Annotated in this window: 17 protein-coding genes; 5 read left to right on the top strand and 12 right to left on the bottom strand. The window is 66.8% G+C overall.

Annotated features, from left to right (window positions below; genetic code table 11):
* The first annotated feature begins 3 nt into the window (after positions 1–3).
* Positions 4–288: a GNAT family N-acetyltransferase gene (locus tag LH407_RS08175; protein ID WP_322134481.1), complete on the top strand. Its 285-nt coding sequence runs from the start codon at positions 4–6 to the stop codon at positions 286–288.
* Here LH407_RS08175 and LH407_RS08170 read toward each other — a convergent pair.
* Genes LH407_RS08170 through LH407_RS08150 form a run of 5 tightly spaced genes read right to left on the bottom strand, consistent with a single transcriptional unit; the run spans position 285 to position 4454 of the window.
* Positions 285–1064, bottom strand: coding sequence for a heme ABC transporter ATP-binding protein (locus LH407_RS08170; protein ID WP_322134482.1), 780 nt, complete (start codon positions 1062–1064; stop codon positions 285–287). The two genes, LH407_RS08175 and LH407_RS08170, sit on opposite strands and share 4 nt — an antisense overlap.
* Entirely contained in the window at positions 1064–2104 is a 1041-nt protein-coding gene (locus LH407_RS08165) for a FecCD family ABC transporter permease (RefSeq protein WP_322134483.1), read from the bottom strand. The genes LH407_RS08170 and LH407_RS08165 overlap by 1 nt, the downstream gene beginning before the upstream one ends.
* Positions 2101–3150: a lipoate--protein ligase family protein gene (locus LH407_RS08160; RefSeq protein WP_322134484.1), complete on the bottom strand. Its 1050-nt coding sequence runs from the start codon at positions 3148–3150 to the stop codon at positions 2101–2103. The genes LH407_RS08165 and LH407_RS08160 overlap by 4 nt, the downstream gene beginning before the upstream one ends.
* A 9-nt stretch (positions 3151–3159) precedes the next feature.
* Positions 3160–3588, bottom strand: a complete 429-nt coding sequence (locus LH407_RS08155; protein WP_322134485.1) for an HIT family protein — start codon at positions 3586–3588, stop codon at positions 3160–3162.
* Positions 3585–4454 (bottom strand): alpha/beta fold hydrolase, encoded by an 870-nt coding sequence (locus LH407_RS08150; protein ID WP_322134486.1) that lies wholly within the window; start codon positions 4452–4454, stop codon positions 3585–3587. The genes LH407_RS08155 and LH407_RS08150 overlap by 4 nt, the downstream gene beginning before the upstream one ends.
* 73 nt (positions 4455–4527) lie before the next feature.
* Here LH407_RS08150 and LH407_RS08145 point away from each other — a divergent pair, with 73 nt between their 5' ends.
* Together LH407_RS08145 and LH407_RS08140 are read left to right on the top strand one after the other, a co-directional pair.
* Positions 4528–4980, top strand: a complete 453-nt coding sequence (locus LH407_RS08145) for a MarR family winged helix-turn-helix transcriptional regulator (RefSeq protein WP_322134487.1) — start codon at positions 4528–4530, stop codon at positions 4978–4980.
* Positions 4977–6308, top strand: coding sequence for an MFS transporter (locus LH407_RS08140; RefSeq protein ID WP_407650548.1), 1332 nt, complete (start codon positions 4977–4979; stop codon positions 6306–6308). The genes LH407_RS08145 and LH407_RS08140 overlap by 4 nt, the downstream gene beginning before the upstream one ends.
* On the opposite strand, the gene LH407_RS08135 is transcribed toward LH407_RS08140, so the two are convergent.
* The 7 genes from LH407_RS08135 to LH407_RS08105 are packed head-to-tail and all read right to left on the bottom strand — an operon-like array spanning position 6305 to position 12032.
* Positions 6305–6916 (bottom strand): sugar O-acetyltransferase, encoded by a 612-nt coding sequence (locus LH407_RS08135; protein ID WP_322134488.1) that lies wholly within the window; start codon positions 6914–6916, stop codon positions 6305–6307. The genes LH407_RS08140 and LH407_RS08135 overlap by 4 nt on opposite strands.
* Positions 6917–6970: 54 nt before the next feature.
* On the bottom strand, positions 6971–7819 hold the full coding sequence (locus LH407_RS08130) for a transglutaminase family protein (protein ID WP_322134489.1): 849 nt from the start codon (positions 7817–7819) through the stop codon (positions 6971–6973).
* Positions 7816–8745 carry an alpha-E domain-containing protein gene (locus LH407_RS08125; protein WP_322134490.1) on the bottom strand — a complete coding sequence of 310 codons (930 nt, stop codon included), beginning with the start codon at positions 8743–8745 and terminating at the stop codon, positions 7816–7818. Before LH407_RS08125 ends, LH407_RS08130 begins: the two co-directional genes overlap by 4 nt.
* Positions 8745–10403 (bottom strand): circularly permuted type 2 ATP-grasp protein, encoded by a 1659-nt coding sequence (locus tag LH407_RS08120; protein WP_322134491.1) that lies wholly within the window; start codon positions 10401–10403, stop codon positions 8745–8747. Before LH407_RS08120 ends, LH407_RS08125 begins: the two co-directional genes overlap by 1 nt.
* Positions 10404–10444: 41 nt before the next feature.
* Complete coding sequence (locus LH407_RS08115; protein WP_322134492.1) at positions 10445–11392, bottom strand: NAD(P)-dependent alcohol dehydrogenase; 948 nt, start codon at positions 11390–11392, stop codon at positions 10445–10447.
* A complete protein-coding gene (locus LH407_RS08110) occupies positions 11389–11613 on the bottom strand; it encodes a helix-turn-helix transcriptional regulator (RefSeq protein ID WP_322134493.1) in 225 nt (74 codons plus the stop codon). The genes LH407_RS08115 and LH407_RS08110 overlap by 4 nt, the downstream gene beginning before the upstream one ends.
* Entirely contained in the window at positions 11613–12032 is a 420-nt protein-coding gene (locus LH407_RS08105) for a hypothetical protein (protein WP_322134494.1), read from the bottom strand. The genes LH407_RS08110 and LH407_RS08105 overlap by 1 nt, the downstream gene beginning before the upstream one ends.
* A 147-nt stretch (positions 12033–12179) precedes the next feature.
* On the opposite strand from LH407_RS08105, the gene LH407_RS08100 reads away from it, so the two are divergent.
* Together LH407_RS08100 and LH407_RS08095 are read left to right on the top strand one after the other, a co-directional pair.
* Entirely contained in the window at positions 12180–13301 is a 1122-nt protein-coding gene (locus LH407_RS08100; RefSeq protein ID WP_322134495.1) for a sensor histidine kinase, read from the top strand.
* Complete coding sequence (locus LH407_RS08095) at positions 13298–14371, top strand: hypothetical protein (protein WP_322134496.1); 1074 nt, start codon at positions 13298–13300, stop codon at positions 14369–14371. Before LH407_RS08100 ends, LH407_RS08095 begins: the two co-directional genes overlap by 4 nt.
* Positions 14372–14413: the final 42 nt, after the last annotated feature.

The raw sequence follows: 14413 nt of genomic DNA, 5'->3' as shown, positions 1-14413 counted from the left end.
CGTATGGCTACCGAAGTTGTGCAGGACGTTCCGATGAGCCGCTTCGAACTGCTCGTCGACGGTGTACAGGCCGGCATCTCCGACTATGTCGCCGACGACGAGAAGATCGTCTTCCTCCATACCGAGATCGATCCGGCTTTTCGCGGCCAGGGTTTGGGTGACGAACTCGCACGCGGCGCCCTCAATCTTGTTCGGGGCGAAACCGATCTGCGGGTTGTCGCGCGGTGCCCGTTCATCAAGAAGTGGATCGGCGAGAACCCCGACTACGCGGACCTGCTGACCCGCTAGTCGCGCGTCGGCACCACTACGGGGCGACCCGCAACGAGGTGCAGGTCGACGGGCAACCCGTACACACGCTCCACCCGCTCCTCGGTGAGCACCTCGACGGGAGTCCCTGCAGCCTCGAGTCGACCATTCGCGATGAGGGCAATGCGATCGGCGTAGGCGCCGGCGAGGCTCAAGTCGTGGAGTACAACAACCACGGCGCATCCGGATTCGGCGAGTCCCCGCGCCTGACGCATGACGTCCTCCTGGTGGCGAAGGTCGAGGGCGGCGGTCGGCTCGTCGAGGAAGACGGTTGTGGCCCGCTGCGCGAGCACGCGCGCGAGGGAGACCCGTGCGCGTTCGCCACCCGAGAGCTGGGTGTAGCGACGTTCGGCGAGGTGGTGGATGTCGGCGGCATCCATCGCCTCGTGCACTGCGGCGATGTCGTCGCGGCTTTCTACGGACCTCGCCCACGGGCTGCGGCCCATCGACACGACCTCGATCACCCGGAACGGAAAGCTCACCTGGTTGTCCTGCGTGAGGACACTCCGCAGGCGGGCGAGTTCGGCACTGCGGATGCTCGACAGCTCGCGACCGTCGAGGGTGACGTTTCCGCGGCTCGGCCTACGCTCACCGCTCAGCACCCCGAGCAGTGTGGATTTTCCCGCACCGTTCGGGCCAACGAGCGCGAGAACCTCGCCGGCCCGCACATCGAGCGAGACCGAATCGAGCACCCGTGCGCCGTCGAGTTCGACGGTCACGTCGGTCGCGGCGATGCGTGGCGTCTGGTTTTCCACCATCAGGCCCACCCCCCGCTGCGCTTGCGCTGCCGCAGCAGCAGGAAAAAGAAGAACGGTCCACCGACGAGCGAGGTCACGAGACCGATGGGAAGGTCGGCCCCCGCGACAACCGAACGCGCGATGAGGTCGGAGAAGACCATGAGCACACCACCGCCGAATGCCGTCGCGATGAGCAGCGGTCGGTGTGCTGGGCCGATGGCCATGCGGATGACGTGGGGCACCACCAGTCCGACAAAAGCGATAATGCCGCAGAACGCCACGGCGACACCGGTGAGGAGTGCCACGAGCACGATCGAGCCGATGCGCAGGGCCTCGACGTTGACACCGAGGTGGCGCGCATTACGTTCGCCGAGAGCGAGGAGGTCGTAGCGGCGGCCGAGCATGACCGCGATGATCGTGCCGATGACCGCGACCGGCGCGACGAGAGCAACCTCATTCCAGAGGGAGCCGTTGAGCGAGCCGAGCTGCCAGAACACGATCTGCTCGCGGCTGCCGGAATCCGCGAGGAAGATGAGGAAGGCGAGCCCTGCCCCGGCGAAGGCGTTGACGGCGATGCCCGTAAGGAGGAGCGTCACAACCTCCGTACGGCCGTTGGCACGCGACATCCCGTAGACGAGGAGGGTCGCCCCGAGTCCCCCGAGGAAGGCGAAGAGGGCGATACCGCCGCTTCCGAGTGCCGCGGCACCGATGACGATCGCGAGCGCTGCACCGAGCGCACCACCGGCCGAAACACCCACGACACCCGGCTCGGCGAGCGGGTTGCCGAAGATCGCCTGCATGATTGCGCCAGCTACGGCGAGCGCGGCGCCCACCACGAGCGCCATGACGATCCGCGGAAAACGCACGACCCACAGGGTGGACTCGATGATGGGGTCGGTGGGTGCCCAGGAGTTCGGGATGCCCGCCGCCCGAGCGAGGGACCCGACAACCTCCGTGGCGCTGATCGGGAGTTGCCCGAGCACCGCGGAGAGCACGACACCACCCACCAACAGCACAACGAGGCTGGCGGTGAGGATCGTGTAGCGGGCTCCGTGGCTCACGGCACCCGGTAGAGCCAGTCCGGGGTGGCGAACTTCTCGTCGACGAGAATCTGCGCACGGGAGAGCTCAGCCGGGGTGATCTCGCTGGGCGTCAGGCCGTAGAGACCGCGGAAAGTGCCGACCATACGATCGATGATCTCGGCGCGCGCGAGGCCGGTCTGACTGCGCAGGGGGTCGACGCGCTTGTTGGCGCTCACGACACCCTTGTCGCTGATCTTCTCGCGACCGATGCGCAGCACCTCCACCATGCGTTCGCCGTTCATGTCGTAGCTCATGGTCACGTGGTGCAGCACCGCGCCAACACCGAGCCGCTTCTGGGCTGCGCCGCCAATCTTGCCGGTCGGAGACGTGATGTCGTTGAGCGGAACGTAGCTCGCCTCGATTCCGAGGGACTTGAGGGCGATGATGACCCACTCGTCGAGGAAGGCGTAGGAATCGGCGAAGCTCATGCCCTGCACGAGATCGCTCGGCGCGTAGATCGAATAGGTGATCACGGTGCCGGCTTCCATGAACATGGCACCGCCACCCGAGATGCGACGCACGACGTCGAGCCCGTACTTGGCCGCATTGTCGAGGTCGACCTCGTTCTTCACGGATTGGAAGCTGCCGAGCACGACGGCAGGTTTCTCCCACTCCCAGATGCGCAGCGTCGGCTTGCGGTTACCGGCGCCCACCTCCTCGGCGAGCACCTGGTCGAGCGCCATCTGCAGCACGGGGTCGAATGCCGGGCCCTGGATGAGCTGCCACTCGTAGTCGCGCCAGCCGGTCGCCTTGTGGAGGGCGCGACGCACCGTGGTCGCGACCGCCTCGGGGGAGAAGCCCAGCAGGAGCGCGTCGGCAGGGAGGGCACCACGCACGGCCGCGGCGATGGTCGCGGCATCCGCGTCCGCCGACAGGCCGGTAATCGCTCGGTTGATGTCGTCGAGCGCGTCATCGGGCTCGAGGAAGAAGTCCCCCGCCAACCGGACGTTCGCGAGCGCTCCGTCGACGACGTCGAGGTCGACGACAACGAGCTTTCCGCCTGGGACCTTGAACTCGCCGTGCATTAGGCAAGCCTAACTCGTGGGGACGTGCTCCCCGTAGCCGCGGCTGATGAGACGGGCGCGGAGGCGATCGGCAGCCTCGTCAAGGTCGGCCGGATGCGCGTTCCTGTCGATCCCGGTGTGGCTGTACTCGTACACGGTCCACGACGGCCACACGTGCAGGTGCGAGTGCGGAACCATGTAGCCCTCGTACATGACGCCGACGCGGGGCGAGTCCCATTCCTGCTGTTGGGCGAGACCGATAATGCGGCCCACCCGGAAGATGTGCATCGCGACAGCCTCCGGCAGGTCGGTCCAGCTATCGACCTCGTCGTTCGGGATGACGAGGGCGTGACCGGGCTTTCGCGGCTCGATCGTGAGAATCGCGAAGCACACGTCGTCGCGCCAAACGAAGCGACCCGGCGACGTGCCCTGGAGGATGTGGGTGAAGACCGAACTCATGAGGCGACGTGGGCGTCCATCCAGGCGATCAGATCGGAGACGACCTCGTCGCGGTTGGTCTCGCGAAAGACCTCGTGCCGGGCATCCGGGTAGACGATCGCCGTGACATCCGTGAGTCCGGACCGCTGCACGTAAGCGCGAGCGAGCTTGGCGATGCTTTTCTCGCCGCCGAGCGAGTCCTCGCTACCGGTGAGGATGAGCACGGGGACATCGCGCTCCAGGTTTTTGGCAGGTCGCCCGAGGAGCCTCAGCCCGTCAACGAGGCCGAAGAGTTTGGCGGCCGCCGCATAGAAGGTGAGGGGGTCAGCCACAAACGCTTCGGCGACGGCGGGGTCGCGACTGAGCCACTCGTAGCCCGTCGTGCCGAGGTGCTTGTGGTGCTTGTTGAGGTCGCCGGAGTTCATGTCCGTGAGGGTGCGGTAGGCGGTACCCGTGAGCACAACGGCGTCGTAGTCACGCGGATGCTCGTCGAGCATCTTCTGCAGCATGAGCGAGCCCCACGACTGACCGAGAGCGATGAGCGGGATGTCGGGGTTTTCGGCGCGCGCGATGCCGGTGAGCTGCTCGATCGCGGCGATAGTGGCGCGCATGCCCCCGACGCCGAGCCTGCCGAGCTTGGTCGCGTCGTTGCGCCACTGCTCCATGCCCGTGCGGCCGTGGCCGCGGTGGTCATCGGCGTAGACGGAGTAGCCAGCATTGACAAGCTCGCCCGCGAGCTGTTCGTAGCGGAGCGCATGCTCACCGAGACCGTGCAGGAGTTGGACGACGGCCTTGGGCTTCGCGGCCTTCCACACGTAGTAATGGATCGTGACGCCGTGGGCGTCAACGTAGGTCGCATCATGCCGGACCGGGACGAATGTGGGCATGGCCGCCTCCTCGCTGAACCCCATCGTAGGGCTCTCGGGAATAGTTAGCGCAACTAATTTGCTATGCTAACTAATGATGACTCTTGACCACCCCGACGCGGCTCGGGACACAGCGCTCGACACGGCGGACGATCTGCGTATCGCCGTCATGCGCCTCGCGCGGCGAATGCGCATCGAGCGAGTGGACGGCGACGTCACCGACGGGCAACTCGCCGTACTCTTCGTGCTTGCCAAGCACGGCCCCCAGACGGCCGGCGCATTGAGCGAACACGATCGCGTGAGCGCGCCGTCGATGACGAGAACCGTGACTGCTCTGGTCGACGCGGGCCTCGTCGTGCGAGCCCCCGCCCCCGACGACGGCCGCAAAGTGCTCGTCTCGCTCACCAACGAGGGGGAGCGCATCGTTGCGGAAACCCGCGAACGACGCATCGCGTGGTTCAGTCGGCAGTTTGACACCCTGAGCGCAGAAGACCAGCGCGCACTCCTGGCCAGCACCCCGATCATCCGCGCGCTCGCCGACTCGTGAGCGCGATGTTCCGCAGTCTGCGGGTCGCCAACTATCGCCTCTGGTTCGCCGGGGCCCTCGTGTCCAACACGGGTGCGTGGATGCAGCGCACCGCGCAGGACTGGATCGTTCTCACCGAACTCACCGACGGGGATGCCGCCGCGCTCGGTATCACGATGGCACTGCAGTTCGGGCCGCTTCTACTCCTCATGCCGGTCGCCGGCCTCATGGCCGATCGCTTCGACCGCAAGCGACTACTCGTGTGGACGCAGACGGCGCAGCTCGTTTTGGCTCTCGGACTCGGCATCCTGGTTGTCACCGGGCTCGCCACACTCGGCATCGTGTACGCCTTCGCGCTCGGGTTGGGTATCGCCACCGCGATCGACTCCCCCGTGCGGCAAGCGTTCGTCTCCGAACTCGTGGGCGACGCCGACCTGCCGAACGCCGTCGCCCTCAACTCCATGTCCTTCCAGGGGGCGCGACTGATCGGGCCCGCCGTCGCGGGTGTTCTCGTCGCCCTCATTGGAGCAGGACCGGTGTTTCTGCTCAACGCCGTCTCCTTCGCCGGCGTCCTGACCTCGCTCGCGTTCATCCGGCGCGCGAGACTCATCGCCGCCCCCCGACTCGAGCGAGGCCGAGGGCAGATCCGCGAAGGCCTCGCCTACGTGCGCTCGCGGCCCGACCTCGTTGTCGTGCTCACGATCGTGTTCATCATCGGAACCTTCGGTTTCAACTTCCCGATCCTCGTCTCGACCATGTCGACGGTCGAGTTCGGCGGCGGCTCGGAACAGTTCGGCATCCTCTCCTCGGTCATCGCGATCGGGTCACTCGTAGGGTCACTGCTCGCCGCCCGCCGCGAGAAGGCGCGGCTGTCCATCGTGATCGCCGGAGCGGCGGCATTCGGAGTGACGTGCGCCGTCGGTGCCTTCGCCCCATCGCTCTGGGTATTCGGTCTGCTCCTCCTGCTCGTCGGCGCCGCGGGACTCACCACCATGAACACGGCAAACGCCTACGTGCAGACGACAACCGACCCCGCGGTGCGCGGACGAGTGATGGCGCTCTACCTCGCGCTCTTCGCCGGCGGCACGCCCATCGGCGCACCCATCGTGGGGTGGGCGGCCAACGCCCTCGGCCCGCGGTGGGCCGTGGGTATCGCGGCGCTCTCCGGGGTACTAGCGGCCAGTGTGGGTGTTGCGTGGTTGGTGCTCGGACGCGGGATGCGACTGTCGCGGCATCCCGGATCGCGCTTCGGCCTCGCGGTGAGCTTCGCCCCCACCCTCGCCGACGAACGCGAACTCGCCACCGAAGACATCGCGATCGTCGAGACCACCGAGCGGCGGACGAGCTAGCCCGCGGCGGCGATGGGCCGCACCGGTCGGCACGGGTTGCCCACAGCGACAACGCCAGCGGGGATATCCCTCGTGACGACGGAACCCGCCCCGATGATGCTGTTGTCGCCGATCGTCACACCGGGGGTGATGGTCACCGACCCGCCGAGCCACACGTTGTTGCCGATCGTCACCGCCTCGGGAAGCTCCCACCCGTCGAGCCGTCGCTCGAGGTCCTCGGCGTGGTTCGGCGTGTAGATCGCGCAACGCGGTCCGATGAGGCAATCGCTGCCGATCGTCACGAGTCCGCCGCCGATGACAAGGAAGTCCGCGTTGATGAAGGTGCGATCGCCGATCCGGATCCGCATGCCGTAATCGATGCTGATCGGAGGGCGGAAGTCGATGCCGGTGCCAGCTCCGGGGATGAGCTCTTCGAAGAGCCGCTGCGCCTCGACCGGATCGTCGTAGTAGGTGCGGTTGATGCGAGCGCACGTCGCGTGGGCGTCCCACGTCAACTCCTGCAGGGCAGGGGACGTGCGATAGCGAATCCACCCGCCATCGACGAGTCGCCGGAGGTCCTCGTCCTCCGCGAGTAGGGCTTCGAATCGTTCGGCGCGCTGGACGCTCACGGTACCTCCCGGTATTTGTTGGCTGTTCCAACTTACCCGGAATCACGCGCACCGCTAGCTCTCGCGCGTGATCTCCACCGTCACGAAGAGAGTGCTCCCGAACGGCCCCGCGTAAACGCCACGCAAGGGAGGCACGTCGTTGTAGTCGCGACCCCGACCCACAAGAACGTGCCGATCGCCGATGTCGATCTGGTTGGTCGGGTCGTAGCCGCGCCATCCATCACCACAGAACCACTCGACCCACGCGTGCGACTCGCCGGCGACCGTCTCACCGATCGCGGCGTCCGGCTTGGGGTGCAGGTAACCCGAGACGTACCGAGCGGGGATGCCAACGTGTCGCAGAGCACCCAGGGCGATGTGCGTGATGTCCTGGCACACACCCTTGCGTTCGGCCCACGCCTCCGCTGCCGTCGAGGTCACCGCCGTGACACCCTGCATGTACTCCATGGCTTCGCCGACCGTGCGCGAAATCTCGAGGGCCGCCGCGCACGGGTCGTCGTACGAGGACGCGATCTCACGAGCGATGTCCTGCACCTCGACGGGCGGCGCGGTGCGACTCGTCTGCCCGAGTTGTTCCACGGTCGAGGTCAACAATTCGGATGCCTCGGCCAGGCCATCCCAGTCCAGCGTCGACTCATCGTGCCGAGCCTCACGGACCTCCACGAGACTCGTCGCCGTGAGCGCGAGCTCCTTGTGCGGGGTGAGGATCTCGAACGACGACACCCGGGAACCCCAGTAGTCGACGTAGTTGTGGTGGCTCGAGATGGGCAGGATTTCGAGGTTCGAGAACAACACGAGCTGACCGTCGGAGCTCACGGGAAGCATGCGCGCCTCGTTGTACGAGGCCGTCACGTCACCACCGTAGTGGAAGCCCGTCATGTGTTTGATGCGCAACCGGTTCATGACGTCTCACCCACCCAGCTCGGGGCCACCTGTGTCGGGAAGTACCGCTGACGGATGGCCTCCGAGGCCGCGCTCGTCGTCGACTGCACGTTGTCCATGTGCATGGTCAGGTCTTCGAGGATCTCCGAGATCGGCCGGTACTCGAGCTCACTGCGGATCTGACCGAGCATGCGCTGCGCGTGGTCGGAGACACCGACACGATCGCTGCGCGGCTCGATCTCCTTGAGGCAGTTCACCGCGCGCGTGACCGAGAACAGGATGCTGCGGGGGAAGAGCCGATCGAGGAGCAGGAACTCCGCCGCATTGCGCGCGCTCGGGACGCCGCGGTAGGTGCGCAGGTACGCCTCGTAGGCACCGCACGAGCGGAGGATCGTTGTCCACGATGGGCCGCTCGCCTCGGTGAGCGAACGTGTGGCGAGCAGTCGCGCGGTCATGTCGGCACGTTCGATGCTGCGACCGAGGGTGAAGAACTGCCACGCCTCGTCGCGACTCGTGGCCGACTCGATGATGCCAACGGCGAGTGCCGAACGCTCGCGCACCCAGCCGAAGAACTCGTGCACCTTGTCCGCGGCGACCCGGCGGGGCATCCGCGCGCGTGTTGTGTTGAGGCACTCCCAGAGCTCGGTGCTCACGATCTCGCGCGCACGGCGTGCGTTCTCTCGCGCGGCGCCGAGTGAGAACGCGATGGATGCTGGCTCATTGCGGTCGACCGCGAGGATCGTGAGGATGTCCTGACGCGAGAGCTGGGCATCCTGCGGAGCCTCGCTTCCCATGACGCTGAGGAGCGAGCGACACGCGAGATCCTCCTCGATCCACGGATCCTCGAGGAGGAGCTGCAGGTGGACGTCGAGGATTCGGGCGGTGCCGTCCGCACGCTCGACGTAGCGTCCGATCCAGAACAGTGATTCGGCGATGCGGGAGAGCATTAGTTGGCCTCCCCGTCGCGGTCGATTGAGCGAGTGTGTTGCTGCTGTTGTTGCTCTTGCTGGCCGTGACCGAGAGGTCGATCGGCCGGGGCGTGGTCCTGCAGGTGCGATGCCAGCATCTCGGGCGTGATGATCGTGATGCTCTCGGTGGCGGCGGCCTGGCCTGCGACCAGTCCCTGGATGCTGTGGCGCGCGATCTGCAGAGGGTCCTGGCCGACCACCCACGTGTCCTTCGAGCCGCCACCCTGCGACGAGTTCACGACGAGCTCACCCTCCGGCAGCGCGACACGCGTGAGGCCGCCGGGCAGTACCCACATGTCCTCACCGTCGTTGACCGCGAACGGCCTCAGGTCCGCGTGACGTGGTCGCATGCCGTCATCGACGAGGGTCGGGATAGTAGACAACTGCACAACGGGCTGCGCGATCCACCCCCGCGGGTCTCGGAGGAGACGACCTCGCAGTTCGTCGAGCTCCTGCTTCGAGGCATCCGGCCCGATCACGAGGCCCTTGCCACCGGACCCGTCGACGGGCTTGATCACCAGTTCGTCCAGGCGATCGAGCACCTCCTCGAGAGCACCCTTGTCTTCGAGTCGCCACGTCTGCACGTTGGGCAGGATCGGGTCCTGGTCGAGGTAGTACTTGATGAGGTCTGGCAGGTACGTGTACACGAGTTTGTCGTCGGCGACACCGTTGCCGACCGCGTTGGCGATCGTGACATTGCCGAGACGGGCCGCGAGCATGAGACCGGGGCTACCGAGCATGGAGTCCGCGCGGAACTGCAGCGGGTCGAGGAATTCATCGTCGACGCGACGGTAGATCACATCGACGCGTGTGGGGCCGGCCGTCGTGCGCATCCACACCCGACCGCCGGAGCAGAAGAGGTCGCGTCCCTCGACGAGTTCGACACCCATGAGTCGCGCGAGCAACGTGTGCTCGAAGTACGCCGAGTTGTAGACGCCGGGGGTCAGCACAACAACGGTCGGGTCCTCGACTCCGGGAGGAGCGGATGCCCGCAGTGCGCTCAGGAGCTTGTGCGGGTAGTCGCCAACCGGACGCACTCGCATCGACACGAACAGCTCGGGAAGGGTCTGGGCCATGACCCGGCGGTTCGAGATGACGTACGAGACACCGGAGGGCACCCGCACGTTGTCCTCGAGAACACGCCAGGCGCCGTTCTCGTCGCGGATGAGGTCGATTCCCGAAACCTGGATGCGCACACCGTTGGCCGGCTCGATCCCCGCGGCCTCGCGGTGGAAGTGCGCCGAACTCGTGATGAGTCGCGCGGGTATGACCCCGTCCCGCACGGCGCGCTGCGGACCGTAGACGTCGGCGAGGAACGCCTCGAGCGCCCGAACTCGCTGCTTGATGCCAGCTTCGACCTCGAGCCACTCGGCCTGATCGATCACACGCGGCACGGCGTCGAGCGGGAAGGGCCGCTCCTCCCCGGCGAAGTCGAACGTGACACCCTGCGCGAGATAGCTGGCGCCGAGCGCCTCCGTTCTCCCGCGCAACTCGTCCTGCGTCATTTGCGCGAGGGCGGCCTGGATCTCCCGATAGGACTCGCGGGGCGAGCCGGGGGAATCGAACATTTCATCCCAGGCGCGCGCACCGGGCCTCTTCGTGGCCGTGGTGCCATAGCCGTCGAACAGGTCAGCCATGCACCGAGCATAGGCGCGGAGTGTTGCGGCGGTGTTTCGATCTAGGCGGGTCGCACAACGACGGTGCCGCGCTTACGCCCGGTGTCGACGCGCGCGTGGGCGGCGCGGATGTCGTCGAGCGCATACACGCTGTCGATGGTGGGGGTAAGGATGCCGGCAGCGGCGAGTTGCGCGAGCTCGGCGAGATCGGGGCGCTTGGCAGCATCCGGGCGCAATCCCGTGAAGGCGATACGTGCACGCCGTCCCAGAAGCCGGTCGATGAGCACCGAACCGGGGACGGTCGTGAGGTACACGCCGCGCGTCGTGAGCACACGCTTCGCTCGACCGTAGGAGCTGGCGCCGACAGCATCGAACACGATGTCGTACCGAACGCTGCCATCCGTGAAGTCGGTCTCGCGGTAGTCAATCGTCTCGTCGGCCCCGAGACCGCGCGCGAGTTCGGTGTTGGTTGTCACGGCGGTCACGTGCGCGCCCCGGTGTTGTGCAAGCTGCACCGCCGCGGCACCCACCGCGCCGCTCGCGCCAACAACGACCACACGCATGCCGGCGCTGATGTGCCCGACATCGCGGAGGAACGGGAGGGCGGTCATCGCGCCATCGACGAGGGCGACGGCCTGCTCCACCGAAACCTCCTCCGGCAGCGTCGTGATCGCGCCACGTTCTTTGACAACCAGGTACTCGGCGTGTCCGCCCCACGAGGCTCCCGTCGCTCCGAAGACGCGGTCTCCGGGCATCCACTCGGTCACCCCGTCGCCGACGGAGACCACGGTTCCGGCGAAGTCGCTGCCGAGCACAGTGTCGCGGGGACCGAAGCCGAACATGAGGCGTGCGAATCGCGGTCGCCCGCTGCGCCCGGCGGAGTCGGCCGCCCCGACGGATGCCGCCTCCACCCGCACGAGGATCTCCCCCGCACCCGCGACCGGGGTCGGTAGCTCTCGCACCTCGACAACGTCGGGAGCCCCGAACCGACTGAAGACCGCTGCCCTCATCGCTGCTCCTCCGGGTACTGGAACACACGATCCAGGGGCACCTCAAACACGCGCGCGATCTGGAAGGCGAGTTCGAGCGACGGCGAGTACTTGCCCTGTTCGATCGCGATGACGGTCTGGCGTGTGACGCCGATCCGTTCGGCGAGCTGCGCCTGGGTCATCTCGTCGGCCGCGAAACGCAATGCTCGAATGTCGTTGGTGATGCGGGTCGGCTTCACCATCAGAGTCCCCGACGATAGAGCACGATCGTGATGACCGAGGAGAGCACCGCGGATGCCGCAAACCCGAGGTAGATCGAGTTGGCAATCCAGAAGTATTCGGCCTGCACGATGGCGAGCACAAGCGCGCCGAGGGCCCCGGCGATGATCGGCCAGCCGCCGAGTCGGTCGCCCGTACGTTTGAGGTCTCGGTCGCGAGCATCCGCCTTCTGGCTCTCGCTGGGACCGAACATCTCGACGACGATGCGTAGGACGATGGCGGCGGCGATGGATGCGCCGATCGTCCACAGGAGCGCCGGCACGTAGTCGATCTCCGCGACGGGGGTCGCCGCGAGCTGACCGAGAACGATAGCGAGATAGGTGCCGTAGGCGCCGAGGGTCACGACGAGGTAGACCCACACTCCCTTTTCTTCGTACGTCATGGTCGTCCTCCGTGTGTATAGAAACTTTGACATGTGAACTGTAAAGAATCTCAGACTGCATGTCAACTATTCTTGACACTCAGAATTCTCGGAGGCGAGGGAAGGTGGTCAGGTAGTACCCTCTCCACACCAGAACTGGAGGGTTCGATGAGCTGGGTGTACCCGACATCCGAAGCTGCTGTCACCACTCGCCTGGGCATCGAGAGTGCCTTCTTCGCCGTGGCGACGGTGTTCCTCGGCGGCGCGCTCGCCGCGCTCGCGCTCGGCGGCACAACATCGTGGCAGGCGTTCGCGGTGATCGTCGCCCTGTGGGTCCTGCTCGCGATCGCCCACAGGGCGCGGACGACTCACCCGACCCTCATCGCCGTGATGGTTCTCGGTGGCGGAGTACTCGCGTGGTGTCTCGGACAGGTCGCGCCACACTCGGGTCTCGCGCTCGTCTCCAGCGTCATCGCCGTGACGGCTCTCGGCAGCAACCTCGACCGCTGGACTGGCGCCATCGGCACGCTCGTCGGCTACGCCCTCGCCCAGGGCGCCCTCCTCCTGGCACCGGACGGTCCGATCTTCGAACCATCGACGCTCATCGTGGCCGCCGGTGTCGCCGCGTACTACACGATGCTCGCGGTGGTGCGACGATCCTCGCGCGCGGTGAGCGCTCGCATCGATCACGCGGTGCTCACCGACATTGCCGCCGACGAGCGACGCACGCTCGAGCTGCAAACCCGGACCCTCGTGCACGACACGATCCTGAGCGAGCTCGCCGCGATCGCCACCATGCCACCCGGCCCCCTCTCGGACAAGGCAAGAACGAGCATCCGCCGCAGTCTCGATTCCGTTCGGGAGGCCCGCGGCGCGGTCGTGATCGACTCGACACCGAGCGAGGACGTCGTCGCGCTCGTCGAGCGGGCGGCGAGCGCGGGTGTCACCGTTGTGGTCAGCGGTGAACCGTCGGCACTCGAACTCCTTCCCGCAGCGGGACGTGAAGCACTGCTGCTCGCGGCGCAACAGGCTCTCGTCAATGTGTCGGCGCACGCGCAGACGGATGCCGCGGAACTCTCCATCATTCCCAGCGGCGAGTCCGTGGTGCTCACCGTGGTCGACAACGGCGTCGGTTTCGACGAAAGCGCCGTGCCTCCCGATCGCTTCGGGTTCCGCGAATCGATCCTCGGACGGGTCGAGGCCGCCGGGGGTTCCGCGCGCATTCTCAGTAGCCCCGGATTCGGCACATCCGTCATCCTCGCCTTCCCCATCACCCGGGAGGAAGGATGACCGCCCGCCACACACCGCAAACCCTCGACCCGCTCGGCGGGCTGACCGCGCGCTACTTCGCGGTGGTGAGCACCGTCGTCTCCGTCGGTATCGTCATCCTGCTCCTCGCCTCGAACGGCGACCAGATCCGCTCGCTTCCCCTTCAGGCGGCAGCGATCGCGCTTTTTGTCGGAGCGGCCGGCATCAACCTGCTCGGCGTCGACCCGCGCAACTTCCCTTTCGGTGCGTGGCGGCACGCTGCACTGCACGTGCTCATGATCGCGGCCTTCGCCGCGGACTGCGCCAGCCGGTTCCCGGGAGCCGTCGGGGTGTGGGCCGCGGTCGCGCTCACCGTGCTGTTGCTGCTCATCGGCTCGTTCCGGCCGGCGATCGAAATTGCCGGGTTCACCGTCGTCTCCTCGGTCGCCGTCGGCGCCATCGCGCTCCTGTTCTCGGCTACGGCGGAGCTCGCGCTCGGCTATGCGATACCCCTGCTCGCGGTGGGTTGCGGTGCAGCGGCCTTCTCGCACGTGCTCGTCTCGAGGGTGCTCGAGTGGCGGGGAGCGAGCATCCTCACCTTCGAGCGGGAGCGCGACACGATCAGGGCGACCGAAGAGGCCGAAGCCACCGAACGTCGGCGCCAGATCGTCGACTACCGCGTCGGCCCTTACCTCGAAAACATCCTCGACACCGACGCGATAACGCCAGCCGACATTGCCCGCGCACGTGGGCTCGCCACGACACTACGCACGATGCTCGTACGCAGCGCCCAGGCATCCTGGCTCGCGGAACTCGTCGACGAACTCGACGACCCCGATGGCCTGCTCGAAACCCTCAACGCCGACCAACGCCGAGCCATCGGCGCCGGCATCAGCGAAGTGCGTCAGGCGGCCCCCGTTGTGCCCGGAAGCATTCGAGCCCAACTCCGCGCCGGGCCCCCCGCTACCCTCCGCGTCACGGCCGTGCTCACCGACGGCACCGGCAAGGGTCTCCGGCCCGCCGCCTACCGGGCGGTGCTCCGGCAGGCGTTCCGAAAGGTCAGTCTTTCGGCAGACGACAGGCACGTGGAGGTGCTCGTCGAACTGAGCTGACGACGGCAGATTACTGGCGCGTTAAACCCCTGTAAATGATCG

The organism is Antiquaquibacter oligotrophicus (assembly GCF_020535405.1).
GTDB lineage: Bacteria > Actinomycetota > Actinomycetes > Actinomycetales > Microbacteriaceae > Rhodoglobus > Rhodoglobus oligotrophicus.
The sequence above is the reverse complement of the archived record's forward strand: the minus strand, read 5'-3'. Positions and strand labels throughout refer to the sequence as shown.

Coding starts and splice junctions, on each gene's coding strand:
- LH407_RS08175 (WP_322134481.1), top strand. CDS start 4: ATGGCTACCGAAGTTGTGCAGGACGTTCCGATGAGCCGCTTCGAACTG.
- LH407_RS08170 (WP_322134482.1), bottom strand. CDS start 1,064: ATGGTGGAAAACCAGACGCCACGCATCGCCGCGACCGACGTGACCGTC.
- LH407_RS08160 (WP_322134484.1), bottom strand. CDS start 3,150: ATGCACGGCGAGTTCAAGGTCCCAGGCGGAAAGCTCGTTGTCGTCGAC.
- LH407_RS08155 (WP_322134485.1), bottom strand. CDS start 3,588: ATGAGTTCGGTCTTCACCCACATCCTCCAGGGCACGTCGCCGGGTCGC.
- LH407_RS08150 (WP_322134486.1), bottom strand. CDS start 4,454: ATGCCCACATTCGTCCCGGTCCGGCATGATGCGACCTACGTTGACGCC.
- LH407_RS08145 (WP_322134487.1), top strand. CDS start 4,528: ATGATGACTCTTGACCACCCCGACGCGGCTCGGGACACAGCGCTCGAC.
- LH407_RS08130 (WP_322134489.1), bottom strand. CDS start 7,819: ATGAACCGGTTGCGCATCAAACACATGACGGGCTTCCACTACGGTGGT.
- LH407_RS08125 (WP_322134490.1), bottom strand. CDS start 8,745: ATGCTCTCCCGCATCGCCGAATCACTGTTCTGGATCGGACGCTACGTC.
- LH407_RS08120 (WP_322134491.1), bottom strand. CDS start 10,403: ATGGCTGACCTGTTCGACGGCTATGGCACCACGGCCACGAAGAGGCCC.
- LH407_RS08115 (WP_322134492.1), bottom strand. CDS start 11,392: ATGAGGGCAGCGGTCTTCAGTCGGTTCGGGGCTCCCGACGTTGTCGAG.
- LH407_RS08110 (WP_322134493.1), bottom strand. CDS start 11,613: ATGGTGAAGCCGACCCGCATCACCAACGACATTCGAGCATTGCGTTTC.
- LH407_RS08105 (WP_322134494.1), bottom strand. CDS start 12,032: ATGACGTACGAAGAAAAGGGAGTGTGGGTCTACCTCGTCGTGACCCTC.
- LH407_RS08100 (WP_322134495.1), top strand. CDS start 12,180: ATGAGCTGGGTGTACCCGACATCCGAAGCTGCTGTCACCACTCGCCTG.
- LH407_RS08095 (WP_322134496.1), top strand. CDS start 13,298: ATGACCGCCCGCCACACACCGCAAACCCTCGACCCGCTCGGCGGGCTG.